Origin of the sequence: Oryzomonas rubra (assembly GCF_008369015.1) — a bacterium.
GTDB classification, from domain to species: domain Bacteria; phylum Desulfobacterota; class Desulfuromonadia; order Geobacterales; family Pseudopelobacteraceae; genus Oryzomonas; species Oryzomonas japonica.
Genome location: NZ_SRSD01000003.1, coordinates 1 through 24,689, shown reverse-complemented (window position 1 = coordinate 24,689; position 24,689 = coordinate 1). Strand labels below are relative to the sequence as shown.

The window sequence follows — 24,689 nt, the reverse complement described above, 5'->3', positions numbered from 1 at the left end:
AAGAGGGCGATGGCACCTCGCCCCTACAGTGTCTTCCTCACTTTGAGCCGCATGTCTTCCACCTTCTCCACCGCAACCTTTGACCCGGCGGCAATCGGCTGGTCGCTCCAGGCGTCCCAATACTCGCCGTTGACAAAGACCTTCCCCTCGGGGGCGATGGCGCTTTCGGCGCGCCCCTCCTGTTCCAGCAGCCCTTCCGCGCCGGTGGCAGGTTTCAGGCGATGGACGCGCAACGCCTTGGCGATGGCTACCGAGAAGAAACCGGCCGTGGCCAGCACCGTCACCAGGATCACGCTCCAGGAAACCCGCAGGTAGGGCTCCGGGGATTCGAACAAGAGCAGCGACCCGAACACCATGGCGATCATCCCGCCCACCGTCAGCATGCCGTGGGAGACGACCTTGATCTCGGCGATAAAGAGCACCAACGCCAGCAGGATGAGCAGTGCTCCTGCGTAGTTGACCGGCAATGTCTGGAAGGCGAAGAAGGCCAGAATCAGGGAGATCCCCCCGATCACCCCGGGCAGGATCACGCCCGGATTGGACAATTCGAAGAACAGCCCCAGCATGCCGAGCATCATCAGGACATAGGCCACGTTGGGGTTACTGATGGCGTTCAGGATCCGCTCTCCCGGCCGCATCTCGGCTGAAACCGTCTCGGCCCCGGTCAGACGCAGGGGCACCTCCCGGCCATCCCGCATAATGCTACGCCCCTCCATGCGGTGCAGCAACTCGGCCCGGTCCCGGGCAATCAGGTCGATAACCTTGCCGGCCAGCGCCTTGTCGGCGCTCAGGGAGATGCTCTCCCGCACCATCTTGCGCGCCATGGTCTCGTCGCGGCCCCGTTTGCGGGCGATCCCTTCCGCGTAGGCCTCGGCATCGTTGATCACCTTCTCCTCCATGGTCTTGTCGGGCTTCTCGCCCAGGGAAACCGGGTGGGCAGCGCCGATGTTGGTGCCGGGAGACATGGCGCACACATCCGCCGCCAGGCAGATGATGGCTCCGGCCGATGCGGCGCGGGCGCCCGAGGGTGCCACATAGACCGCCAGCGGCACCGGACTGGCGAAGATGTCCTTGACGATCTCCCGCATGGCGGTATCCAGGCCGCCGGGGGTGTCAAGTTCCACCAGCACCAGGCTGTCTCCGCTCCGGGCCGCCTCATTCAGGGTGCGATGGAGAAACTGGGCCGTCACCGGGGTGATCGGATCATGGATGGTTACGACCCTGACCCTGGCCCGTTCGGCGGCCGACGCGGTTACGCACACAAGCAAGCATAGAAGGATACAGAGGCTGAAGCGCATGGGTTCCCCCTCTCTTACCGTAAGTATACCCCATTATGGCGATGGTGTAAGGTCGGTGGGGGAATAACCGCGCAAATGGGCGGAAGCGGCAGGGGCCCGTGAGGGGGCTGACCATGAAACGGGGGGCGCTTTTAGGGTAGGCGGGTGTTCACAGGTGGAGTTCCGGCTTGAGATGGGCGGGGGTAAAACTGGCGGCAATCTGCCATCCCTTGCTTCTGTTCAGGACCGGCGCGAGTTTGCAGGCGATGTAGCCGATCAGTTGGGCTTCCTTCGGCAGTTCCGTGGCGATCCTGACGATCCGGAAAGCCACCAGGTCCCCGACCTCCGGGTAGCCCGGGGCATCGGCCATGGTGCAGCCCCATATTTCCAGAGTCCCATCGGGCTCGGCCAGACGAAGGCGGAAATACCGTTCCCCCTCGCCGCCGCGCCGCCCCACGTCCACTACCAGGGCCGGGATCAACGCATTCAGCAGCAGGCGGTACCCCATGGTGCAGGCATGGGCAAAGGCGGCCTCGTTATCCGGGAAGCTCACCACTGGCTCTTGCTTTCTGCGAAACCAATCGAACATGGAATCACCTTACACCTGAATCCGTGACGCCTGAACGGCTCCTCTCGCTTACCATGCCCCAGTCCCGGCATTGCCCGCGTCTCCACCACCATAGCGGAGGACGCACGGCAAAGCAGGCATGATACTGCATGGGCGGCGTTGGACTCCGGCATGACGCTCGCTCTGCCGTTCAGGCGTCACGGATTCAGGTTACAGATAGTCGTCCTTCTTGAGTCCGTACTTCTTGATCTTGCGGTAGATGGTGACCATGTTCATGCCCGCCTCGCGGGCTGCGGCATCGATGTTGCCCCCATGCTTTTTCAAAAGGCCCTTGAGCAGGTCGGCCTCGAAACGTTCCAGAGCGGCGTTGAAGGGAAGCTCTCCCACCGTGGTTGCCGCCGCCGGGGGGATGCCGACCGGTTCGTGGCCGATCTCCACAAACTGGTCCAGGGTTTCGCGGGAGATATACTCCTCGCCGACCATGGCCATACAGGCCTCGATCACGTTTTTCAACTGGCGGATGTTGCCGGGCCAGGCACAGTCACACAGGGCCTGCATGGCCTCCTTGTCGAATCCTTTGACCATCGTGTCGAACTTCTGATTTTGCAGGGTGATGAAGTGGGCCGCAAGCAGGGGGATGTCGTCGGTCCGCTCCCGCAGCGGCGGCAGATGGATATTGACCACGTTCAACCGGTAGTAGAGGTCTTCCCGGAAGGCCCCGCTTTTGACCGCTTCTTTCAGGTCGGAATTGGTGGCCGACAGCACCCGCACGTCCACCCGGGTGGGGGTGGTCTCCCCCAGGCGGTTGAATTCCTTTTCCTGCAAAAAACGCAGCAGTGTCTTCTGCACGTTCATGGGCAGGTTGCCCACCTCGTCCAGGAAAAGGGTGCCGCCGTCGGCCGCCTCCAGGAGGCCGTGGCGGTTCTCCTTGGCGCCGGTGAAGGCCCCCTTCTTGTAGCCGAACAGCTCGCTCTCCAAAAGGGTTTCGGGCAGGGCGCCGCAGTTGATGGCGATGAACCTGCGCTCGCGCCGAGGCGAGTTGTAATGGATGGCCTGGGCGATCAACTCCTTGCCGGTGCCGGATTCTCCGGTAATCAATACCGAGGTGTCGCGCACCGCCACCTTCTCGACCCGTTCCAGCACGCTTTTCAAGCCGCCCGAGGCGCCGATGATGTTGTCGAAACAGAACTTGCCCTCCAGTTCGGCGCGCAGTTCCCGGTTTTCTTCCAGGAGCCGCGATTGTTGCAGGGCGTTCTTGACCCGGTAGATCAGCTCTTCCGGCTCGAACGGCTTGGTCAGCATGTCGTAGGCCCCCTTGCGCAGGGCCTGGATCGACATGTCCACCGTGGCGTAGGCGGTGATCATGATCACCGGGATGTCCTTTTCCTGCTCCTTGGCCTTCTGGAGCACTTCAAGCCCGCTCATGCCGGGCATCTTGATGTCGGTGATGAGCAGGTCCCAGGCCCCGGGACGGAACTCTTCAATCGCCTTGAGCGGCGACGTGTAGGCGCGGGCCAGGTAGCCGTTATCCAGGAGCACCTGCTCCATCATGCGGCACAGGCCTTCTTCGTTGTCGATCAGGAGGATGCGTCTTTTGTCGGCCATGTTTGCGTCGTTCCTTTTTTACGCCGGATAACACCATCTGCCACTGAGACACGGGGGCACAGAGAAAACGTGAAACGTGAATGGTGAATCGTGAATGGTGAATGGTGAATGGTGAATGGTGAAAGATACAAACCCTGAAACCGTCAGCCCCTCACTATTCGCTTTTCGCATTTAACTTTTCACGATTCACGATCTTCTTTGAGATGTCCGCTTACAGTTCATCCCGTTCGATGGGCAGCGTCACGGTGACCGTGGTGCCCGTATCCGGATCGCTTGCGATGCGGATCTCGCCGTGGTGCTGCTCGATGATCTGGCGGGTGATGGCCAGCCCCAGGCCGGTGCCGCGCTCCTTGGTGGTGTAGAACGGCTCGAAGATCTTCTCCAGGTTTTCGGCCGGGATGCCGCAGCCGCTGTCGCTGAATACCATGCGGACATGCTCGGGGTCAACCGCTTCGGAGCGGATGGTGAGGGTGCCGCCGTCCGGCATGGCGCCGCCTGCGTTCAGGATCAGGTTGATGGCCACCTGACGCATCTGGTCGCCGTCCAGCTGGACCTTGGGCAGATCGGGGGCAAACTCGGTCCGAATCACCACGCCGCGCATGTCGGTATGGTTGGCGGCGAAATCCGTGATCTGTGCCAGGAGATCGTTCAGGTCAACCGGCTCCAGGCTCGGCCGGGGGGTCCGGGCATAGGAGAGCAGGTCCTGGACGATCTTCTTGCAGCGCTTGCTTTCGCGTTTGATCTCGTGGATATATTTGTAGTTCGGGTCGTCCTCGGCCATCTTGCCTTCCAGGTAGCCGGCGTAGCCAAGGATCACGCCCAGGGGGTTGTTGATCTCGTGGGCCACTCCCGATGACAGGATGCCCAGGGAGGCCATCTTGCCGTGTTGGGCAAGGCTTGCCTCCATCTCCTTGTTACGACGAATTATGTCGGTCATGCGGTTGAACACCCCGGCCAGTTCCGCCAGTTCGTCCTCCCCTTCAACCACCATCTTTTCCTCAAGGTTGCCCCGTTTGACGCGCCGTATGACATCGATCATGTGGGTGATGGGGCTGGTGATGATGGTCGAGGCCCGAAAGACCAGGACCACGGCGAATAGCCCCACCAACAGACTGAGGAGGACCATGCTGATCAGGATACGGTCCTTGATCTTGTTGGCTTCGTGGTAAAACTCATCCTCATAGGAACCGACCGCCACGATCCAGTCCCAAGGCTTGAAATACTCGTAACGCACGATCTTCATGCGCGGTTCGCTGTTGCTGACATTCTGCCAGGGATAACGGATCCAGCCGCTCTTCTTCCCGCACATCTCGCGGATAAAGGGGAAGCCGCTGGAGTCGCGGGCATCGAGAAAATTCCTGCCCTCCGAGTCGGGATGGATGGTGAAGTTGCCTTTGCTGTCCATGCAGAAGATGTAGCCGGTGGAGCCGACCTTCTTGGCTTTGATCTTTTCCTTCAGTTCGGCAAAGGACTTGCGCTCGAAGGCCGCTTCGTCGTAGGTTTCCTCCAGATAACCGCCGGTGGCGATGATCCAGTCCCATTCCCGGAAATAACGGTAGGCGACGATCTTCTTGCGGGGGTATTTGTCGCCCAGGACGGCGTTGCGCCAGGGGTAGATGATGAACAGCACCTCACCCGGCTTGGACTGCCGGGCGGTTTCGCACATCTCGCGGATGAAGTAGCGTCCGTTTTCATCCTTTTCGTTGTAGACGTTCTCCCCTTCGCGGGCGATGTGCACCTTCAGGTCGCCACGGCTGGTCATGGCATAGATGTAACCGGTCTCCCCCACATTGACCTTTTTCAGCGCGTCGCGCGCCTCCCGCTTGGCGGTGGTCAGGTCGAACCGGCCCTGTTTGTGCTGCTTATGTTCGGATTCGACCAGGTTATAGGAGAGGTTGGTGAGGGTTGCCAGTTCGCTGTTGAAGTTCTTGATCTTGTCCTGTTTGTAGACCTGGAACTGATGGTAATGGGAATTGAGCAGGTCGATGGTAAAGGCGGTGATGTGCTGCAGGTCGTCCTTGCTGGTCTGGGTGACCCCCAGGTACGCCTGATGGTTGGCAATATAGCCGATGACCCCGGCAACGATAAAGATCGGGCCGATCACCAGCGGCAGCACCAGCGCCAATAACTTCCAGCGCAGCTTGAATTTGCTGAGGAATTCCATCATCACGCCCTTAAAGGTGTATACGGCATCCGCTTCCATGATATAATCGAATCCCACCGGTAAATCAAGCGATGATGCTTGAGATATCATTTGTTTATGATATAGTCCCGCGTGAAAAATTACTATCGTCCAATTAAACCAACTTGTTCGTAGAGAAATATGCCTGAACCCATAATGACAATACTCGTCATTGATGACGAACCGATGGTCCGCGAGTCGCTTGCAAGCTGTCTCGAAGACCTGGGCTATGCCGTGCTCCTGGCTCCCGACGGCTGCCAGGGGTTCGAAATCTGTTGCCGGCAGCGGCCATCCTTGGTCTTCACCGATCTCCGCATGCCGGTCATGGATGGTTTCGAGGTGGTGGAGCGGCTGACGCAGGAACTCCCCGAGATTCCGACCGTCGCAATGTCCGGCGTGGGAAACGTCGGTGAAGCCATCCGAGCCATACGCCTTGGCGCCTGGGCATATATCACCAAGCCGATCACGAACCTGGATGAGATCACCATCACCATCGCGCGCGTGCTTGAGCGTGCCCGCCTGGTACGGGAAAACCTGGAATACCGCCACCGCCTCGAACAACTCGTGGAGGAACGGACCCGGCAACTCAAGGAAAGCGAGCAGCGTTTTTATCAATTCTTTTTTCAACATGATGACGCCATTATCCTGTGTCGGGTCCCGGAGCTGGTCATCCTCGATGCGAACCCTGCCTCGTCCAAGCTGTTCGGATACCCCTACCAGGAGATACTTGCCCGAAAGTTCCCGCTCTTCTTCGCAACGGCGGAACAGGGGGATGTAATAGCGGGCCTGACGCATCTGACCGGAGAGTCGTTTTTTCTGAGGGAGCACCTCCAGGCAAAAGACTGCGCAGGTGCGGAACTGATCGTATCCATGAAAGCGTGGTCCATAACCCTCGGCAATGAGACCGTGCTCTACTGCTCGTTGCGTAATGCAACCGAAAAAATCATGCTCGAAAAGCAGTTGCAGGACTCCCAGACGCGCCTGATCCAGGCGCACAAACTGGCATCCATCGGCATGCTGGCCTCGGGGATTGCCCACGAGATAAATAACCCCAACAACCTGATCGCTTTCAATACCGACCTGTTGGCCGAGGTCTGGCGAGACTCCCTACCGGTCCTTGCCGACTACTTCCGAGTCCATCCCGGTTTTACCCTGGGGGGACTCCCTTTCGGGGAGGTCCCCGCCACCGCCGACCGTCTCTTCAAAGGTCTTGCCGACGGTTCCCGCCGCATCGACGCCATTGTGGGGCAGCTCAAACAATACTCCCGTCCCAGTGCGGCGGGGGGCGCAGGGGGGTGCGACATCAACCGGGCGGTCACCAGTGCCGTTACGCTGTTGGATCATCAGATAAAGCGCCTGACCGACCGGTTCGAGCTCAAGCTGGCTCCCAATCTTCCGCCGGTGCGCGGGTTTTCGCAACAGATCGAACAGGTCCTGATCAATCTGATCAGCAATGCCCTGCAGGCCCTGCCGGGACGCGAACGGGGGATCGTGGTCAGTACTGCCAGGGATGGGGATCGCGGCGGGGGGATGATAACCGTTGCCGACGAGGGGGCGGGGATGACCCGCGAAACCCTCGCACACCTCATGGAACCGTTTTTTTCCACCAGGCACGAGTCCGGCGGAACCGGGCTGGGACTCTCCATAAGCGACTCGATCCTGAGGGAGCACGGCGGCACCCTGTGCTTCGAGAGTGAAGAGGGAAAGGGCACCCGCGCCATCATCCATTTACCGCCCTGCGTCGCGCAGGGGCAGGGGGCAATCCCATGAAAACGCCCGCCGAGGAACCTGCCATACTCCTAGTCGATGACGAAGAGGAGCTTCTGTTCAGCACCCGCCTGATCCTGCGCCGGGAAGGTTTTGCCAATGTCCTGACCCAGTCGGACAGCCGTCTGGTGGCGGCCATGCTTGACGAGCAACCGGTCGCCGTGTTGGTATTGGATATGACCATGCCCCATCTTTCCGGTCTGGATCTGCTCCGGCGGGTGAAGGAAACCCATCCCGGATTACCGGTCGTGATGATGACGGCCGTCAATGACGTGGATACCGCGGTGACCTGCATGCAGGCCGGGGCGGACAACTACCTGGTCAAGCCGGTGGATCGCACCAGGCTGATCGCCACGGTCGGGACCTGCTACGACCTTGGCCGTACCCGCACGGAGCTGGATCGCCTGCGCCGCCACCTGTCCGAAGGCCAACTGGAGAATGAGGCGGTTTTCCGCGACATCATCACGGTTTCGCCCCGCATGCGCAGCATTTTTTTCTATCTCGAGTCGGTGGCCCCCTCGCGGCAGCCGGTGCTGATTACCGGCGAAACCGGCACCGGCAAAGAGTTGGTCGCCCGCGCCATCCATACCCTGAGCGGGGGAGGAGGACCGTTTGTTGCGGTAAACCTGGCCGGCCTGGACGACACCATGTTCAGCGATACGCTTTTCGGCCACCAGCGGGGGGCCTTTACCGGCGCAGACCGGGCGCGGGAGGGGCTGGTCTGCCGGGCTGAGGCGGGGACGCTCTTTCTGGACGAGATCGGCGACCTGTCCCCCTCGTCCCAGGTCAAACTGCTGCGCCTGTTGCAAGAAGGGGAGTACCTGCCTTTGGGGGCCGATGCGCCCCGCATCTGTGCGGCCCGGATTGTCGTTGCCACCCATGTGGACCTGAAGGCCGGCATGGAGTCGGGCCGTTTTCGCTCCGACCTCTATTACCGCCTCTGCGCCCATCATGTGGCGCTCCCCCCCCTGCGGGAGCGGCCGGAGGATATCCCGCTCCTGCTGGAACATTTCCTCGATAATGCCGCCCGGGCGCTCAATAAGGCTCGTCCGTCCGCCCCCCAGGAGTTGAGCCGCTATTTGGCCGCATATCGTTTTCCGGGCAATATCCGCGAACTTGAGGCCCTGGTACGGGATGCCGTGGCCCGGCACCCGGGTCGGATCCTCTCCCTGGAACCCTTTCTGGTCGCCATAAGCGGCGATCTTGCCCTTCCGCAGGATGAAGCGTCAAACGAGGAGCGCTGCCATACCTGTCTTTTAAAGGACCATTTTCCCACGTTGAAGGGCGCCGAAGAATACCTGATCGCCGAAGCGTTGCGGCTGGCCGGCGGTAATCAGCGCCTGGCCGCCTCATATCTCGGAATTACCCGCCAAGCCCTCAACAAACGTCTCTCCCGATCACCTGCGTAGCTTTCTCCAACGCTGCCCGAGCACCCGTTGTTACCCCAGCGACAATTATTGCATCTGCAATTTTTGTCGTTCCCCGCAAACTCCCCTATCTACTGCGATCAGCTCCGCTCTGCGGGCCGCCCTGTCAACTTGCGACGCAGGGGGCGACACGGCGGTGACTCTATAACATGCGGCAATATTTCGCTAAATCGGGTTCATCCGCTTGGCATGTGTCATGCTTTTTTCCGGTGGAACTACAATGGATGGAAGCCACAGAACATTTTCATTTTCGATGTTTGGCTGTCTATCAACGAATGTGCGGGAGGAACTACCACAATGAAAAGCTACAAACACTGGGGGATCTTTTCCAAGATCATGAGTCTGTCGTTGCTGACCTGGGTGATGCTGGCGCTGGCGGCGACGTTTGCGCTGGTGCCGTATATCCGGGGACTGATCATGGATGAGAAAAAGGATATGGTTCGCTTTCTGGTTGAGGAGGCGTCAACCATCCTTGCCACCTATCAAAAACAGGCCGAGGCGGGAATACTGACCCAGGAAGACGCCCGGAAACGGGCAGCCGCGGATATCAGGCAACTGCGCTACAACGGCAAGGAATACTTTTTCATCAGTGACCTCAACAACCGGCTGATAGCTCATCCGCTGCGCCCGGAAAACGAAGGCAAGGACATGAGTTCCTTCAAGGACGCCGACGGGAAGTTTATGTACCAGGACTTCACCAAGGCGGCGTTGAGTGACAAAGGGGGCGGGTTTGTCAGTTATCGCCAGATCAAGCCAACGGCGAGCGAGCCGCTGCCGAAGCTCAGCTACACCAAGCTTTTTAACCCGTGGGGCTGGGTGGTGGGAACCGGTATCTACATCGATGGTGTGGACGAGGATATGCGGCATGTGCAGTTCGGCATCTGGACGGGTCTTCTGGTGATCCTGGGGCTCAGTGTCCTTGTGGCCGGTTTGGTTTCCCGCTCCATCACCCGGCCGGTCAAGGAGGTGGTGGAAACCATCAAGGACATCGCCCAGGGCGAGGGGGACCTGACCAAGCGCCTGCCGATCAGCGGTAACAACGAGATCGGCGAACTGAGTGAATGGTTCAACACCTTTGTGAACAAACTGCACGGGATCATCTCCCAGGTATCGGGCAGCGCCCTTCAGCTCTCCTCGTCCGCCAACGAACTGCAATCGACTTCAAAGGCGATGTCGCAAAGCGTAGGGAATCTTTCGTCCCAATCCACCTCACTGGCCACGGCCGGGGAAGAGATGTCGGCCACCTCCTCGGATATTGCCGGCAACTGCCATCATGCAGCCACCAATGCCGGCGGCGCTTCGAACAAGGCTGCCGAGGGCGCCGAGGTTGTGAACCAGTCCATTGAAATCATGCAGGCCATCGCCGAGCGTGTCAAGAATGCCGCCGATACGGTCGAGACGCTGGGTAACCGCTCCGACCAGATCGGCACGATCGTGGGCACCATCGAAGATATTGCCGACCAGACCAACCTGCTGGCCCTGAATGCCGCCATTGAGGCGGCCCGTGCCGGGGAGCAGGGGCGCGGTTTTGCCGTTGTGGCCGACGAGGTGCGCGCCCTTGCGGAGCGTACGACCCGCGCCACCAAGGAAATCGGCGAGATGATCAAGGCGATCCAGAAGGAGACCCGGGAGGCGGTCCATACTATGGAGCAGAGTGTTGCCCAGGTTGAGCAGGGGAGCACCCATGCCGCCGACTCCGGCAGATCGTTGCAGGAGATCCTTGTAATCATCACTGATGTGACCGAACAAATCAGCCAGATCGCCACGGCTGCCGAAGAACAGACGGCCACGACCCGGGAGATCAGCAGCAACGTACTGAGTCTGAACGAACTGGCGCACCATAACAGCGCCGCGATCCAGGAAACCGCTGTAACTGCCAACAATGTTTCGCAGCAGGCCGAGGAGTTGCAGCGGCTCGTAAACCAGTTCAAGCTGTAGCACCGGTCCATCCATAATGCGAGCCCATCGGAACGAAGGTAAGGTTTGTCATGTCTCGCTGGAAGGCGAATGGACCGTTAATTCGGTTGCCGACCGGATCCCCTGGATCGCCCGGCAATCCCATCTGATTTCGGAGCAGGCCTTGCGCTTCAGCGAATTCTGTCCCGGTGCCAGGATAACCACCGAGATCGACCTGAGAGGCATCACGGCCCTGGACGAAAGTGGCCGCCGGATGTTGGTGATGTGGCTGGGGCACCTTGACCATCGGGGGTTTAACCCGGTGATCCGGCCCGCGAATAGGGGCTCTTTCCGGGATGTGGAGTGGAAATCCACACCGTCTGCCCCCGACGATTGAATTTGGGGATGCTGATCGTAGGTTCACTGAGGACGAACGGGACAACCTCAGCGGGATCCAGTAGGAACAGGTTTGCCGGGTCCCTGCCCGGAACGGGCGCCATCCCGCCGTAGCAAGGGGGGGAGGCCTTTGTAAAATATTTCGACAAGGGTGCTCTGATTACTTTACAGAGATGACCGTCGGGGTGAACGCCCCCGGGGCGGGCCATGGTGTGTTTGGCCCATTTCCAGCTTGATGTTGGATGGGAAATCTGCTAAAGGTTCATCCATAATAAATTTTGTCCCTGACTTTATCCAAGAGAAACGGAGGCCTCGAATTCATGGCAGTAACATGCTATGTATTCGAGGTTTTTTTGTAAATACTCCATTTTAGGTCTCCATTATCCCTCCTTCGATTGAGGATCAATTCTTGCATTGATTGCCGGTGCCGGACTCGTCCCCCTCGAAGGGGATGGGTCGCAAGAGGGGGCGCCGGTCTGTTGCTGGTGGTCGTGGGAGCGATGTGAGTGCCCCGACAACGCCTGGTGCCGCTTCCGGTGTTTGGCCGCTGGAAACCGCAATTAGGCGGAATCTGACCCCATGGGACACACATGCTTTGTGGTGGCACCGGCGGATTGGTTGCCGATTTTGAGGGGTTAGGAAACAGTATGAACGAGAATTTTTTTCAGACGGTTTTCGAGCAGGCATCGGAAGGGATTGTCCTGATCGATGGTGCCAGCAGGTACCTGCTGGAGGCGAATAAGGCCTTTGGGGAACTGGTCGGCTACCCCGAGGAACTGTTGTTTTCCATGACCCTCAATGATTTTATCGACCTTTCTCCGGTGGGGGTCGAGAGGCTCTATAATCAGGCTCTCGCCGGGAAAGACCAGTATGTCGGCGAGGTGAAATGCCGGCGGCAGGGCGGCACCCTGATCGACGTGGAGCTAAGGTTGAGCCTGATCCATTTTGGGGAAAAAGAACTTTTCTGCGCCGTTATACGCGATATCACCATGTACCGGCGGGTGGAAAAGGACCTCCTGGAAACGGGGGGCAGGTTCCGGCAGGCGGTCTTTGCCGCGCCCCTCCCGATCATGATTCATGCCGAGGACGGCCTCGTGGTGGTGGTCAACAGTGAATGGACCAAACGAACCGGCTATGCTTTCAAGGATATTCCCACGATTGATGCCTGGGTGAGGAAAGCCTTTGGCACCGACTCTGCTTCGATGTTCGAGAAGCTCGGTTTCCTGTATAAAACCAAGACCGCTTGCACATATGAGGATCTGTCGGTGACCACCAGCAACGGCGAGAAACTCGTATGGAACTTCTGTTCCGCTCCCGCAGGCACCCTTCCCGATGAGCGCCGTCTGTTCATCACCATAGCCATGGACGTTACCGCGGGCAAGCGCACCGAAAACGATCTCAAGGCCGCACTTCACGAAAAGGACAGCATGCTCAGGGAGGTCCACCTTCGGGCGAAGAACAATATGCAGGTCATCATGAGCCTCCTCAACCTGCAGTCGAGGTACATAAACAATCCCGATGCCCAGGAGTTTTTCAGGGAGAGCCAGGAACGGGTCCGGGCCATGGTGCTTATCCATGAGATGTTGTGCAACTCCGGTAATCCGGCCCGGATCGATTTCAACGAATATGCGCGGAGCCTGGTGGGGGGTATCATAAGCGCCTACAGCCCCAACCAGAGTAATCTCCAGGTGGAAATGCGCATCAGCCGGATAGTCGTCAGCCTTGAAATAGCCGTGCCCTGCGGCCTTATTATCCACGAACTGGTTTCCAACAGCCTGAAACATGGCTTCCCGGACGTCAAAAGCGGAATGATCAGCATCGATTTCGATTGCGACGAGGCGGGGTTATACACACTTGTGGTAGGCGACAACGGCATCGGCCTTCCCAGGGGGCTCGACATGGAGGCGCCGGCCACCCTTGGCCTGAGCCTGGTCACTACGTTGGCCAAACAGCTCCAGGGGGTCGTTGAATTTATCGGCACCTCCGGAACGGTGTGTAAAATTTCATTCAGAGGATAGCCCCGGGAGGGGAAGCGAACATGTCCGGTAAGGTGAAAATACTGGTCGTTGAGGATCAGGCCGTTGTTGCGGAAGACCTCAAACAGACATTGCAAGGGATGGGATACGACGTCCCCGCCGTGGTCTATTCCGGGGAATTCGTCCTCGGTACGACGGCGGAGGAACGGCCCGATCTCATACTGATGGACATCTCCCTCGGAAAAGGCGACGACGGTATCATGGTCGCCGAAAAGGTCCGCGCCCGTTTCGACATCCCGGTGATTTACCTCTCATCCCACACCGATGACGAAACGTTCCAACGCTCGCTCCTGACCGGCCCCTTTGCCTTCCTTTTAAAGCCGTTTGATTCCCTGCGCCTCCGCCAGACAATCCAGATTGCGCTCGCCAAACATACGATAGAAAAGCAATTGAAGGAGAGCGGCGAGCAGTACCGCACCATTTTTGAGGTGAGCGGCAGCGCCATGATGATCGTGGACGAAAACGGCACCATTGCCATGGTCAACGAAGAGTTCGAGCACCTGTCCGGTTACCCCAGGGAAGCGGTCGAATATCGGAAAGAGTGGTCGGACTTCTTTGTGATGGAACAGTTTGCCGCCAAAGAGATTCAGCAATGCCTGAAAGGGACGGCCAACGGGGCTGCTTCGTTGGATGCCGCCTCCCTGTTCATCGGCAATAACCAGCGTACCAGCCATGTCTGCACCAAGATCAAGAAGGTGCCCGGCACGGAGCGGTGCGTTGTGTCGCTGATCGACATTACCGAGATCAAGCGCGCCGAAGAGGAAATCCGCACCCTCAATGCCGAATTGATCAAGGTGAACACACTCCTGAAGGAAGAGGTCGCCGAACGCAGAAATTCGGAAAAACAGCTCCAGCATCAGGCGAGTCACGATTCCCTGACCGGCCTCCCCAACCGGGAACTGCTCTTCGACCGTCTGAAGCAGGCCCTGGCCTACGAGGACCGGCATAATAACCTACTGGCTCTGATGATCCTCGATCTGGACAATTTCAAGACGGTTAACGATACGCTCGGCCACGTTGTCGGAGACATTCTCCTGAAGGACGTGGCCAAACGTCTCCAACAGTGCATGCGGCAGTACGATACGGTCGCCCGGTTCGGCGGCGACGAATTCGTCATCGTCGTCAACGAGATGCCGGACATCCACGACATCGTAAAGTTTGCCGAAAAGGTGCGGGAGTTATTCCAGCGGCCGTTCTATATCCTGGAGCAGCCCACCTATGTGACGACCAGCATCGGCATCTCCATTTACCCGCTCCAGAGCACCACCGTCGAGGGGTTGCTGAAAACGGCCGACATGGCCATGTATCAGGCCAAGAGTGAGGGGAAAAACTCGTTTCAGTTCTTCACCGAATCCATGAGCCTCAAGAGCGACGAGCGGGCCACCATGAAGAAACGGTTGCGCTCCGCGTTGGAACGGGAAGAATTTCTGCCCCACTATCAGCCGCGCATCGACGCCACCACGGGAAAGATCACCGGGATGGAGGCGCTGATGCGCTGGCAGCCCAAGGGGGCGCCCCTGGCCTTCCCCGTGGAATTTTTCCCCATGCTGGAAGAAAGCGGCCTGATCGTCCCGGCCGGCGAATGGCTGCTCGATAAGGTGTGCCGCCAGAACAAAGCGTGGCAGGACCGGGGGATGGAGCCGCTCCGCGTGGCGGTAAACACGTCTGCCCGGCAGTTTCACCAGGATGACTTCACGGAAAAGGTCGCCCAGGCCCTTTCCGCTACCCGGCTCGATCCGCATTACCTCGAAATCGAGCTTCCGGAAAAGATCATCATGGACAATATCACCGAAAGCGTGCGGAAGCTGGGGGAGTTGCGGGAGATCGGCGTCAAGATTTCCCTCGACAATTTCGGTACGGGCTACTCATCGCTCAGCTATCTGAACCGGCTCCCCATCGACGAGTTGCAGATTGATAAATCCCTGGTCAACAGCATTACCTTCGATCCGGGCGAGGCGGCGGTGGTCTCCGCCATCATAACCATGGGGCACAGCCTGGGTAAGAAGCTCGTGGCCGAAGGGGTTGAGTCGGAGGATCAATACCTGTTCCTTGCGCATCAGCGGTGCGAAGAGATGCAGGGACACTACTTCAGCAGGCCGCTGCCGCCGGACGATTTTGAAAAGCTGGTGCGGCTGTTTCCCGTTCCGACATGATGTAACTTTCTTATTTTACTGCATCAGTGCCTCTGTGACCCTGTGACATTTTCTCTCCCGGTTAACTGGTCACGAAGACGATTTTCCCCTCAAAGGCCTTTTCAAACAGGTCCTTTTTGGCATTGCCGCCGAATATCTCCACCGATATGTCCTCGGTCCCCAAGAGTTTCATCCGGTAATCACCCTCGGTGTGGAGAAGCTCCACCACCTCCACCAGGCCGCTCCGGCGCCGGTCAAGACCGTCGGCAAGGCGCAGGATGCCCCCCAGCCTGCAGACGGTCTGCTGATCCTTTTCCGACATGCGCAGGAATTCCACATGCTTTTTCTTGGGGAGCGATTTGCGGTGATAACGGGCGATCTGGGCGATCATCTCCCGCTCCTGGGGGGCAAACCCGAACAGGTCCGCATGGCGGATCAGGTGGTAGGAATGTTTGTGATGGCTGTTGTAGCTGATGAAGTAGCCGATATCGTGCAGGTAGGCCGCTGCTTCGAGCATCCTTCGTTCCGGCTTCTTCAGGCGAAATTCCTTGCTCAGGGAGTCAAACATGGCCAGCGCCATACCGGCCACATGACGGGAGTGGGGTTCGTCGAAGTGGCAGGAACGGGCAAACTCCAGCACCGACTGGCGCCAGTTGCGTTGGCCCTGTTCCTCCGCCATGAGCCCGAGCCGCCTCATGCACCGGATGATCAACCCCTCGCGGATGCCGCGCTCGTTGACCAACAACGTGTTGGCGCCGAAAAAACGCATCAGTTCGTCAACGACACCGAGACCGGCCACGATGATGTCGGCCCGATCGGGGTTCAGACCCGGTATCGCCCGCCTCCCCTTGATGTCCCGCCGCATCAGCATGGCCAACAGGTGTACCAGCTCGGAGCGCAGGGTCTCGTAGCCGTGGACCGATGAATACTCCTGCCGCCGCATGTTCATGACCATGTAGCCCAGGGAGGTGATGGTGCCGCCGGAGCCGATGAAGGTCTGGACGGCGAGTTTCTGCCCGGAAAAGGCCTTCTTGAGTTCTGCCCGCACGTGGCGTTGAAACTTCTGGAAATCGGCCGTTCTGATCGGATCGGTGGGGAAAAAACGCTCGGTCAGGACCACGGCCCCCAGGTCGAGGGAATAGTACTCTTCGATATGATTTCCCAGGGCCGTGACGATCTCCACGCTGCCGCCGCCGATATCGATCATGGCATACCGTTTGCCGTTCATCTCGAAGTTGTGCAGGGCGGATATGGCGGCCAATTCGGCCTCCTCTTCGCCGGAAATGACCCGGATCTCCCGGCCCAGTTCCCGGCTCAGGGCCTCCACCAATTCGGGGCCGTTGGCTGCGCTTCTGACGGCGCTGGTGGCCACCGCCTCGACCTCGGTCACCTTCAGACCGTCGATCAGTTTGCGGATGCGGCTGATGGCCTCCACAGCCCGGGCAAAAGCCGCGGGAGAGATGGCTCCGGTCTTGCTGAGCTGTTCGCCGAGGCGCACCGTGGCCTTCTCGTCGTCCAGGACCATGAAGCGCCCCTGCTGCTCCGCTTCGACCACGATACAGCGGATGGAGTTGGTGCCTATGTCGATAGCTGCTAGTCGTGTTTTTTTCATTACAGGCCTCTTACACCGAGAATTGGTAGCGGATCGGGTGTTTATCGAGCAGCAGGGCAAGGCGTTGAAGATAGTTCGCGGTCAGGCGTGTGGCCAGGGCGTCGAGCGCCGCTGCCCCGGCAGGGGGAAGGGGCGTTTCGTGGGCGAAAGCCTCAAACACCCGCAGGTCGTTGAGGTCGCCGAGCAGTTGCTGATACTCTTTGAGCAGTTCCAGGGTCTCACGGTAATCCTGCTGAAATATCTCGGCAGCGATCTCCAGAAAATAGCGCCACCGTTTGACGGCTATCCGCAGCGCATGGCGGTTTCGCGCGTTTTCCCTCACAAGCGCCCCCGGAAGGTGATGACAGACTTCACCATACAGGCGCAGACCCTCTTCCGAAAAATATGCCGGGAGGGAGGCCGGCGCCCCATGACTGTGTCGGCCGTCAGCCGGTTCCCGCACACATGTGGCGTAGCGGTCGATCACCTGTTCCATCCTGGTCGTATCCAGCTTTTTCAAGAGCCTCTGAACATTCAGGGCCTCGGATTCCCGCCTGGCGCGCAGATGGAGCAGCAGGGGGGCGAACGCGTCGCCTATTCCCCGTTTGTCGGGGATGTTTCGGGAAAAGAAGAGGATTCCTTCGTCCAGGTTGCGCAGCTCGCCAATGCCGCGGGTCAGGCGCCGGATCGACGAACGGGCGCGGGGCGCCTCGTCGCCGGGGCACAAGCTCCCGAAAAAATCAAGCGCCGCCCTGAGCCGGCGCGTTGAAACCCGCAGGTCATGAACGGCGTCCACATCGTCACTGCGCAGGCAGGCCTCCCGGTTTTTGAGCAGGCCTTTCCAGCGCGCCCTAACAACGGCGATGGCGCGTTCCCGGTAGATTTCTCTGCTGTCGTCAGGCTCCGGCACGGATTATCCTCCGTAATACGGAATATGAACTCCTTAAAAATTCTAGCCCGCTTCGGCGGGATGGCAATCCTCTCCCGGCCGGAGGATATCAGGGCTATTGTATGCACTGGGCCGATTAATGCAAGTGTTACGGCACGCCGTCATGTCCTTGTAACAAAACCTTCTTCCAGAATCCGGCGCAGCCGCGCCACCTCCTGTGGGGTAAGCTTCCGGTCCCGGTACACGGCTCCGGCATAGATGGTCGCGAACTCCCGCACCCTGTTGTTCCCGGTCTGTCCGGCGGTTTCGAAGAGCCCCTGGCTGCCCGGTTGAACCCGTACTCCGCAATCACGCTCGACCAAACGGTAGAAACGCCGCAACAACCGCTCGTTACGCGATGTGAACAGCCACGGGCTGCGCACGATAACGATCAGGACGAAGGCCAGGACCATGGACAGCAGGAGGTAGGGGAGGGCCGCCCGGGCCGCCTTTCCCATCTCGAATTTTTGCAGGCGCTTGCCGGCGCTGCGGGCGATTTCCACCTGCTGCTCAAAATCATAGGTGACGATGGTGCGGTTCCAGGTGTGGTCGAGGGAGTCCAGAAACAGGCGCAGCTTCATCGCCAGGTTGTGCCGCTTTCCGCCTCCCCATACCTCGCCGGCGTTGCGGGCCAGGCTGCTGGGGTCCACCCGTAGCCAGCCGCGGCCGTCCAGGTACGCCTCGACCCAGACATGGGCCATATCGTCGCTCACCAGGTAGTAGCCCCCCAGGTCGTTGTAATCCCCGCCCAGGTAACCGCCCACCAGCCGCGCCGGGACACCGGCGGCCCGCAGGAGCAGGGCGAAGGCGGAGGCAAAAAACTCGCAGTGTCCCTGCTTCTTTACAAACAGGAACTGCTCCAGGGCGTGTTCGCCGGTGGGGAGATCGCGCATGCTGTAACGGTAGTTGCCGTTGCGAAAATGCTGCTCCAGCAGCTCCAGCCTCCGGGCATCGTCGGTCCCTCGCCGCCTGATGTCGCCCGCCAGTTGCTTTACCCGCTCCGGGATGTCGGTGGGCAACCTCAGGTAGAAGGACCGGTTAATGCCCCCTGCCGTCGGCAGGATACCCGAGGTAACCGATTCCGTCCGGTAGCCCAGGCGCCGGGTGAGCGGCCCCGGATACTCGAAGGTACCGTCCGAGGCACCCCGCGCCCTGGGCAGGGCGATAATGGCGGGTGCATCCAGGCCGAAGAGGGCGCGGGAGGGCCCCGGCTCCGGGTAGACGACCTGGGCGATGCGCGCCCCTTTGTACAGCAGATGTTCCGGCGGCACGGCCGCATCCCGTACCCAGCGGTGCCCCTCCATGCGGTTGAAGACCGTGCCGCGCCAGTAGAGTTGTTGTTGCGGTTGCCGGGGCATCTCGGCCCGGAAGGCTATGGTCCGCGACTCCGCTACGGTGGCGCTGGTGCCGGGCTCGACCTTGTCGCTAAAGCCGGAGGGGCGGGCTGCCGGGGCGGCCATGATATTCCACAAAGGGATCTGGGTACGGGGCAGGATCGGAAAGAAGAGCAGCAGGAGCGGCAACGAGGCCAGCGGCATCAATACCCCGACGGCCAGCACCTTGCGCAGGTGGGGGCGGGACAGGGCCATGCGGCTGTCCTGGGCATGAAAGGTGAGGAGAACCAGTGATACCGCTACCAGCAACAGCATGAGGGACAGGTAGAGCAGGAATATGGGGCTGAGGTCGAACAGGGATGATGAGGCCAGGCAGAACAGGGACAAGGCCGCAATCTGCAGATGGTGGCGCACGCTTTTCTCGCCGCACAACCTGACCGCCAGCATGATGGCCAGCGCGCTCACCACCGGCTGGACCGGGTTGGCGCGGCTGAACTGGAATGCATAATAGAGGAACACCGGCAGAACGGCCAGGTTGAACTGCCAGTTTTTGAGGGGCCAGACTCCCCGGCGCTCCTGCCAGATACCGGCCAGCAGGCCTGCCGCCAGGGCCATTCGCGGTGGTGCGGCCAGCCAGGGGAAGAGCGGCACGATCCCGCAGAGGGCGATGGCGTAGGAGAGAACGGCTGTGAGCGAACTAATCGCGACCATAGAGGGCAAGCTCCGCCAGTAGTTTCAGACCGTGGTGCCGGCCGGTTTCGGCCGGGATGACCTTTCCGTTGCACCTGAGCCCGACCGGCCGCAGCCCTACCCAGCGCCTGACCAGCCAGGCCGCGCGGGAGATGCGCTGCTCCAATCCCTGTCCCGGCAAAGAGTCGAGATCGATGACCAAGGGCGCCGCCGTCTGCCGGCCGAATTCCTTGACCAGCAACTCCTCGCTGCGGGCAGAGAGCTTCCAGTGAATCATCCGTAACGGTTCGCGGCCGGAGTAGGTTGCGATCCGTTCCAGTTCGCCGTCCAGACCCCGATCCTGCCGGGAGTTGCTTCCATGGCGTTGCGCCTCGTCACCGTCGCCGATCGTCACGCCGGCCTGCAGCCGGGGAAAGACGATAAAACGGCAAGCCGTTGCAAATGTCCAGTAGCGGGTGAAGAAGTTAACCGGAAAGGTGGAGCTTATGGTGAGCCGGTCAAGAGCGGCGTGCCCCCGGTCGGGGAACATGAGTGAGATGCTCCCCTCGACCGAGGCCCCGCAGCCTATCAGGGGGAAGGTAATCCCTTGGCCACCGGGGCATTCCAGCCGGACCAGGAAGGAGGCGCTGTGCCGCTTGGTGTTGTGGATGCGCAGGCGGAATGGTGCGGCGGTTTCGGCGAAGATCTCGGCCGGCGGGACGATTTCGGGGATGAGTCCCTTGATGTTGCGCATGCCGGCATACCCGGTGACCGACATGAACGCCAGCAGCCCGGAAACCACCAGAAACAGCAGGTTGTTGCCGGTGTTGACGGCCGAGAAGCCCAGCAGGAGGGTGATGGCGATGTAGAGCGCCCCCGCCTTGCTGATCTTCAGGCCAAAGGAAGCGCTATGTCGGCGATGAGTGCCCGTAACAATTCTCCCCTGTCAACGGTTTCCTGATCGGGCCGCATGACCAGGCGGTGGGCGCAGACCGGGACTGCAATCCCCTTGACGTCGTCCGGCGCCACGTAATCGCGCCCCTCCAGAAAAGCGGCCGCACGGGCAGCCTGGGCAAGGCTGATGGCGGCCCGGGTGGAGAGGCCGGTCTGGATCATGCCGTGGCTGCGGGTGGCCGCCACCAGGGCGTAGATATAGTTGACCACCCTGTCCGAGAGGTAGATGTCGGTTTCGACGCACCGGCGCGCGGCCAGGATGTCGGCAGTCGAGGCCACCGGCGTCATGCCGCCGATCCGCTCGCGGATGCCGCCTCCGGCAATGATGCCCTTTTCCAGGTGTTCCGGCGGATAGCCGATGCCGGTGCAGATCAGGAAACGGTCGAGTTGGGATTCGGGCAAAGGGAACGTGCCGCTCTGGTCGGAGGGGTTCTGGGTGGCGAACACCACGAAGGGGTCGGGAAGGTGGTGCGTCGTCCCTTCCACCGTCACCCGCCGTTCTTCCATGGCCTCCAGCATGGCGCTCTGGGTGCGCGGCATGGCACGGTTGATCTCGTCGAGAAGGACGATGTTGTTGAAGATCGGCCCCGGCAGAAAGGCGAAATGCCCTTCTTCCCGGTTGAATACCGACAGGCCGGTGATGTCCGACGGGAGCAGATCGCTGGTGCACTGCACCCTGCCGAAGGAGAGGCCGGTAATACCGGCCAGGGCCAAGGCGATGGTCGTCTTGCCCAGGCCGGGCAGATCCTCGATCAGGATATGCCCACCGGTCAGGAGTGCGACCATGGAAAGGCGAAGCACCTCTTCCTTGCCATGGAGATAATCACGGCTCAAGGTGTCGAGTATCGTTGTCATGGTACGGTTATGGTCGGGTAGCGCCACGTTCTGTCCTTTTATGGATGCTGATGGGAGGAAGGATGGAGCAAGAGGTAGCTTTTGCTGAGAGACAGTTTACCACAGGTGCGCGTAAAAGTGCATTCGGATAGCCGTGTGATGTGGAATGTTCGTGTCCACGGGGGGGAGGGCAGACACACGGGCCACCCTGCAAACACGAAACGGGAGATGGCGTCTCCCGTTTCGTGTTTGCAGCCATATTCCATAAAAACCGGACGGTGGGGGTGATGACCCGACCGACCGCTGTCTTCCTGTTACGAGAGTTTGAACAGTCCTACGAGCCGTTGCAGGTCATGGGCAAGATCCGCCAGTTGGTTGGCTGCGGTGGCCGTTTGCTGCGCCCCGTCCGCCGCCCCCTGGACGACGGTGGTGACCCGCTGGATATTGCAACTGATCTCACTGGTGGTTGCCGTCTGCTGCTCGGCGGCGGTAGCGATCTGGTTGACCTGGGTCACGACGGCGCGGATCTGTTCGATGATTTCAAAGATCGCCTCTCCCGAACTGGCGGCCTCTTCGGTTCCGGCCTCCACTTCCTTAACACCCTCTTCCATGGTGGCGACAGCACTCTTGGTCTCGCTTTGAATAGCCTTGATCATTTTGCCGATCTCGTGGGTGGCCTTGGTGGTCCGCTCCGCCAGGGCGCGGACCTCGTCGGCGACAACGGCGAAACCGCGTCCCTGCTCTCCGGCTCGGGCCGCTTCGATGGCGGCGTTCAGAGCCAGGAGGTTGGTCTGATCGGCGATGTCCTCGATGGTGCCGACGATCTCCCCAATCTGGTCCGATCTGCTGCCCAACGATTCGATGGTCGTCGCCGATTCCCGCACCTTGTCGGCGATGCGGGCCATGACATCAATGGTTCTTGCCACCACTTCGGCACCGGCAGTAGCGGAATCGTTCGCCTTGTCGGACTCCTCCGCCGCCGCGGTACAGTTCGTGGCGATATTGCTCGAAGTTGCCGCCATTTCCTCGCTGGCGGTGGCCACCGTGTCCGTCTGACTGACCGCATCGTCGATACCCGTGGTCATTGTCTGGGAGGTGGTGAGCAACTGGTCTGCGGAGGTCGATAGTGCCGCTGCGTTCTGGGCGATCTGGGACATGATGTCGTGAATCTTGGAAATGAGCTTGTTGATTCCAACTGCAAGATGGCCGATCTCGTCGTCGGACGACACCTGGATGACCGTGGTCAGGTCGCCGGCGCCGCTGGACAACTCATCGACCTTTTTGGAAAATGCCAGGATATGTTTGATGATTGCCGCTCTCAGGAAGAGGAAGATCGTTCCGAGCAGGACGAAGAAGAACAGAACGCTGGTCAGAAAAAGGGTTATGGACGTCTCTTTGGCGCTGTCATATCCCTCCTGGATGGAGGTTTTCAGGAGCATCCCCCCCAGAAATTTGGGGGCGGCGTCATGGCACTGCTTGCAGCGTTGCTCATTCTCGAAGGGGATGGCGAGGTTGAGAGCTTTTACGCCGTTTTCTTCGGTTTTGAACTCGATGGTTTTGCCGAGTTCAAGCGCTTTTGCAATGGCGGGCTGTACCGCGCCGTCTTTGGCTTCAGACTCCTTGCCGTGTTCGTCGTAGATCTTGAGGTCGAGAAACAGCTTCTTCTCTTTGTTTTCACGGATGTATTTATTGACCTCTTTCGAGTCGCCCTTCATCATGTAATCATCGATGTCTCTGATGAATATCGCCGCCAGGTTGCGGGTATTCTTCAACTGTAACTTCATGGTCGAGTTGGTTTGTTGCCAGATCGAAATCGCCATCATGGCTGCCAGGCCACAGCCGAGTGAAATCCCCAGTATTACCAATACCTTGAAAGCCAGCTTTTTTCTGAGCATTCCCTCACCCCTCTAACCGATATGTGTGCCGAAGGTGAAAACTATAGCTGATGGCCGTCAGGTAAGTCAAATGGTGAAAAAGTGTATACATGTATAATCGATTGAAATGGCAAACTTATTATAATTTAATGAGTTTTTCAGAATTTGATGTGCACGCCGATGCCCAGTGATTGGGGGGGCGTGCTCCTGTCACTCGTGGGGGGGTCACTGGTGAAATGCAAATATTTGTAGTCAATGACGAGCGACGAATTGCCGCTCAGGTTGAAGCTGACGCCGGCCTGGCCTGCCACGCCTGTTTTCAGTTTTGTGGGAGCGTCCGTAACGGTTGCATCCTGGGGGAGGGCATAGGCCACGCCGGTTCCGATGTACGGAGTGACATTTTTCAGCAAGCTGAAGCCATATTTTGCGGTCAGCAGGCCGGGGCTCTTGCCGGTCGTATCGGTGGCAACAGGCCGCAAGATGCCGTATCCCAACGAAAAACCGTCCTTCTCTCCCCCGGCGCAGCAAACGGCAGCTTTCAGGATGGCAACACAGGCTATGGTTGCCACCGCCAGGAATTTCTTTTGAAGCTTTACGCCTCGTATGTGGTTACCTGTTGTAATGTCCATTCTGGATTCTTTTGCTGAATGTTTTAAATGACCCCTTATGGGTGCCCATCTCCGGCGCATGCATGGGATGGGACCAGATATAGGTGGATATTCTCCGTTCAATTGGCGATAAAAGCAACGCCAATATGTACACTCCCACAAACGCAGCGATGAATAATCCGAGCATCATGCCTGTCGCATAGATAAAGCTAAAGAAAACTGTCATACCCGCCATCCTTTCGGGCGGTCCATTTTGCCCTCTAGCCCCATTATACGCCTATTTCCGCGATCGGCAGCGGTGATATTTCGCAATGGCGTACCACCATCGACAATGCTATGGAGGCGGGATGCCCGCGTTGACTCATATTAAAAGGTAACCGAAGGCTTGATACGTTGCCTCATATTGTAGGTAACCTGACGATGTGGAAGATTGCCTTGAGCTTTGCTTCAATCTTCGCTTTCAGTGTAAAGGGATTGAGTGAATTGTAAAGGGATTGAGTGAATTGTAAAGGGCTTCCAGTGTTGTCTTTGCCTCATCCGTGATGTCAACTGACGCAGCGAGTCTTTGATAAGGTGTTCTTGGCGGTTCGTATTTCCGGACATATTTCGAG

General features: G+C 59.3%; 17 protein-coding genes. 6 read left to right on the top strand and 11 right to left on the bottom strand.

Annotated elements, in window-relative coordinates:
• Positions 1-23: 23 nt before the first annotated feature.
• The 4 genes from ET418_RS05140 to ET418_RS05125 form a co-directional block, all read right to left on the bottom strand.
• A complete protein-coding gene (locus ET418_RS05140; protein WP_149306524.1) occupies positions 24-1,298 on the bottom strand; it encodes an NfeD family protein in 1,275 nt (424 codons plus the stop codon).
• 148 nt (positions 1,299-1,446) lie between these two features.
• Positions 1,447-1,866 (bottom strand): hypothetical protein, encoded by a 420-nt coding sequence (locus tag ET418_RS05135; RefSeq protein ID WP_149306523.1) that lies wholly within the window; start codon positions 1,864-1,866, stop codon positions 1,447-1,449.
• Positions 1,867-2,055: 189 nt separating this feature from the next.
• Positions 2,056-3,450 (bottom strand): sigma-54-dependent transcriptional regulator, encoded by a 1,395-nt coding sequence (locus ET418_RS05130; protein ID WP_149306522.1) that lies wholly within the window; start codon positions 3,448-3,450, stop codon positions 2,056-2,058.
• 211 nt (positions 3,451-3,661) lie between these two features.
• Positions 3,662-5,653, bottom strand: coding sequence for a cache domain-containing protein (locus ET418_RS05125; RefSeq protein ID WP_246152949.1), 1,992 nt, complete (start codon positions 5,651-5,653; stop codon positions 3,662-3,664).
• Between the two features lie 135 nt (positions 5,654-5,788).
• Between ET418_RS05125 and ET418_RS05120 the strand changes: the two genes are divergently transcribed.
• The 6 genes from ET418_RS05120 (at position 5,789) to ET418_RS05095 (ending at position 15,307) form a co-directional block, all read left to right on the top strand.
• Positions 5,789-7,402: a hybrid sensor histidine kinase/response regulator gene (locus ET418_RS05120; protein WP_188055328.1), complete on the top strand. Its 1,614-nt coding sequence runs from the start codon at positions 5,789-5,791 to the stop codon at positions 7,400-7,402.
• Complete coding sequence (locus tag ET418_RS05115; RefSeq protein WP_149306520.1) at positions 7,399-8,808, top strand: sigma-54-dependent transcriptional regulator; 1,410 nt, start codon at positions 7,399-7,401, stop codon at positions 8,806-8,808. Before ET418_RS05120 ends, ET418_RS05115 begins: the two co-directional genes overlap by 4 nt.
• A 315-nt stretch (positions 8,809-9,123) precedes the next feature.
• Positions 9,124-10,764, top strand: a complete 1,641-nt coding sequence (locus tag ET418_RS05110) for a methyl-accepting chemotaxis protein (protein ID WP_149306519.1) — start codon at positions 9,124-9,126, stop codon at positions 10,762-10,764.
• A 16-nt stretch (positions 10,765-10,780) separates the two neighbouring features.
• A complete protein-coding gene (locus ET418_RS05105) occupies positions 10,781-11,119 on the top strand; it encodes a hypothetical protein (RefSeq protein ID WP_149306518.1) in 339 nt (112 codons plus the stop codon).
• Between the two features lie 646 nt (positions 11,120-11,765).
• On the top strand, positions 11,766-13,136 hold the full coding sequence (locus ET418_RS05100) for a sensor histidine kinase (RefSeq protein WP_188055326.1): 1,371 nt from the start codon (positions 11,766-11,768) through the stop codon (positions 13,134-13,136).
• Positions 13,137-13,156: 20 nt separating this feature from the next.
• Positions 13,157-15,307, top strand: coding sequence for a GGDEF domain-containing response regulator (locus ET418_RS05095; RefSeq protein ID WP_149306516.1), 2,151 nt, complete (start codon positions 13,157-13,159; stop codon positions 15,305-15,307).
• Between the two features lie 61 nt (positions 15,308-15,368).
• Here ET418_RS05095 and ET418_RS05090 read toward each other — a convergent pair whose 3' ends face one another.
• The 7 genes from ET418_RS05090 to ET418_RS05060 all read right to left on the bottom strand — a co-directional run bounded on the left by ET418_RS05090 (position 15,369) and on the right by ET418_RS05060 (position 24,099).
• The gene (locus tag ET418_RS05090; protein ID WP_149306515.1) at positions 15,369-16,898 is read right to left on the bottom strand and encodes a Ppx/GppA phosphatase family protein; all 1,530 of its coding nucleotides are present in this window, start codon (positions 16,896-16,898) and stop codon (positions 15,369-15,371) included.
• Between the two features lie 10 nt (positions 16,899-16,908).
• Positions 16,909-17,787, bottom strand: coding sequence for a CHAD domain-containing protein (locus ET418_RS05085; protein WP_149306514.1), 879 nt, complete (start codon positions 17,785-17,787; stop codon positions 16,909-16,911).
• A 140-nt stretch (positions 17,788-17,927) separates the two neighbouring features.
• Entirely contained in the window at positions 17,928-19,850 is a 1,923-nt protein-coding gene (locus tag ET418_RS05080) for a transglutaminase TgpA family protein (protein ID WP_149306513.1), read from the bottom strand.
• Positions 19,837-20,586 (bottom strand): DUF58 domain-containing protein, encoded by a 750-nt coding sequence (locus ET418_RS05075; protein WP_246152947.1) that lies wholly within the window; start codon positions 20,584-20,586, stop codon positions 19,837-19,839. Before ET418_RS05075 ends, ET418_RS05080 begins: the two co-directional genes overlap by 14 nt.
• A gap of 113 nt (positions 20,587-20,699) precedes the next feature.
• Entirely contained in the window at positions 20,700-21,617 is a 918-nt protein-coding gene (locus ET418_RS05070; protein ID WP_149306908.1) for an AAA family ATPase, read from the bottom strand.
• 293 nt (positions 21,618-21,910) lie between these two features.
• Entirely contained in the window at positions 21,911-23,491 is a 1,581-nt protein-coding gene (locus ET418_RS05065; RefSeq protein ID WP_149306511.1) for a methyl-accepting chemotaxis protein, read from the bottom strand.
• Positions 23,492-23,628: 137 nt separating this feature from the next.
• Positions 23,629-24,099 carry an OmpW family outer membrane protein gene (locus ET418_RS05060; RefSeq protein WP_188055324.1) on the bottom strand — a complete coding sequence of 157 codons (471 nt, stop codon included), beginning with the start codon at positions 24,097-24,099 and terminating at the stop codon, positions 23,629-23,631.
• Between the last annotated feature and the right edge of the window lie 590 nt (positions 24,100-24,689).

Bases quoted from the DNA above. Each gene is read 5' to 3' on its own strand.
- ET418_RS05140 (WP_149306524.1), bottom strand. From the start codon at position 1,298: ATGCGCTTCAGCCTCTGTATCCTTCTATGCTTGCTTGTGTGCGTAACC.
- ET418_RS05135 (WP_149306523.1), bottom strand. From the start codon at position 1,866: ATGTTCGATTGGTTTCGCAGAAAGCAAGAGCCAGTGGTGAGCTTCCCG.
- ET418_RS05130 (WP_149306522.1), bottom strand. From the start codon at position 3,450: ATGGCCGACAAAAGACGCATCCTCCTGATCGACAACGAAGAAGGCCTG.
- ET418_RS05125 (WP_246152949.1), bottom strand. From the start codon at position 5,653: ATGGAAGCGGATGCCGTATACACCTTTAAGGGCGTGATGATGGAATTC.
- ET418_RS05120 (WP_188055328.1), top strand. From the start codon at position 5,789: ATGACAATACTCGTCATTGATGACGAACCGATGGTCCGCGAGTCGCTT.
- ET418_RS05115 (WP_149306520.1), top strand. From the start codon at position 7,399: ATGAAAACGCCCGCCGAGGAACCTGCCATACTCCTAGTCGATGACGAA.
- ET418_RS05110 (WP_149306519.1), top strand. From the start codon at position 9,124: ATGAAAAGCTACAAACACTGGGGGATCTTTTCCAAGATCATGAGTCTG.
- ET418_RS05105 (WP_149306518.1), top strand. From the start codon at position 10,781: ATGCGAGCCCATCGGAACGAAGGTAAGGTTTGTCATGTCTCGCTGGAA.
- ET418_RS05100 (WP_188055326.1), top strand. From the start codon at position 11,766: ATGAACGAGAATTTTTTTCAGACGGTTTTCGAGCAGGCATCGGAAGGG.
- ET418_RS05095 (WP_149306516.1), top strand. From the start codon at position 13,157: ATGTCCGGTAAGGTGAAAATACTGGTCGTTGAGGATCAGGCCGTTGTT.
- ET418_RS05090 (WP_149306515.1), bottom strand. From the start codon at position 16,898: ATGAAAAAAACACGACTAGCAGCTATCGACATAGGCACCAACTCCATC.
- ET418_RS05080 (WP_149306513.1), bottom strand. From the start codon at position 19,850: ATGGTCGCGATTAGTTCGCTCACAGCCGTTCTCTCCTACGCCATCGCC.
- ET418_RS05075 (WP_246152947.1), bottom strand. From the start codon at position 20,586: ATGTCGGTCACCGGGTATGCCGGCATGCGCAACATCAAGGGACTCATC.
- ET418_RS05070 (WP_149306908.1), bottom strand. From the start codon at position 21,617: ATGACAACGATACTCGACACCTTGAGCCGTGATTATCTCCATGGCAAG.
- ET418_RS05065 (WP_149306511.1), bottom strand. From the start codon at position 23,491: ATGCTCAGAAAAAAGCTGGCTTTCAAGGTATTGGTAATACTGGGGATT.
- ET418_RS05060 (WP_188055324.1), bottom strand. From the start codon at position 24,099: ATGGACATTACAACAGGTAACCACATACGAGGCGTAAAGCTTCAAAAG.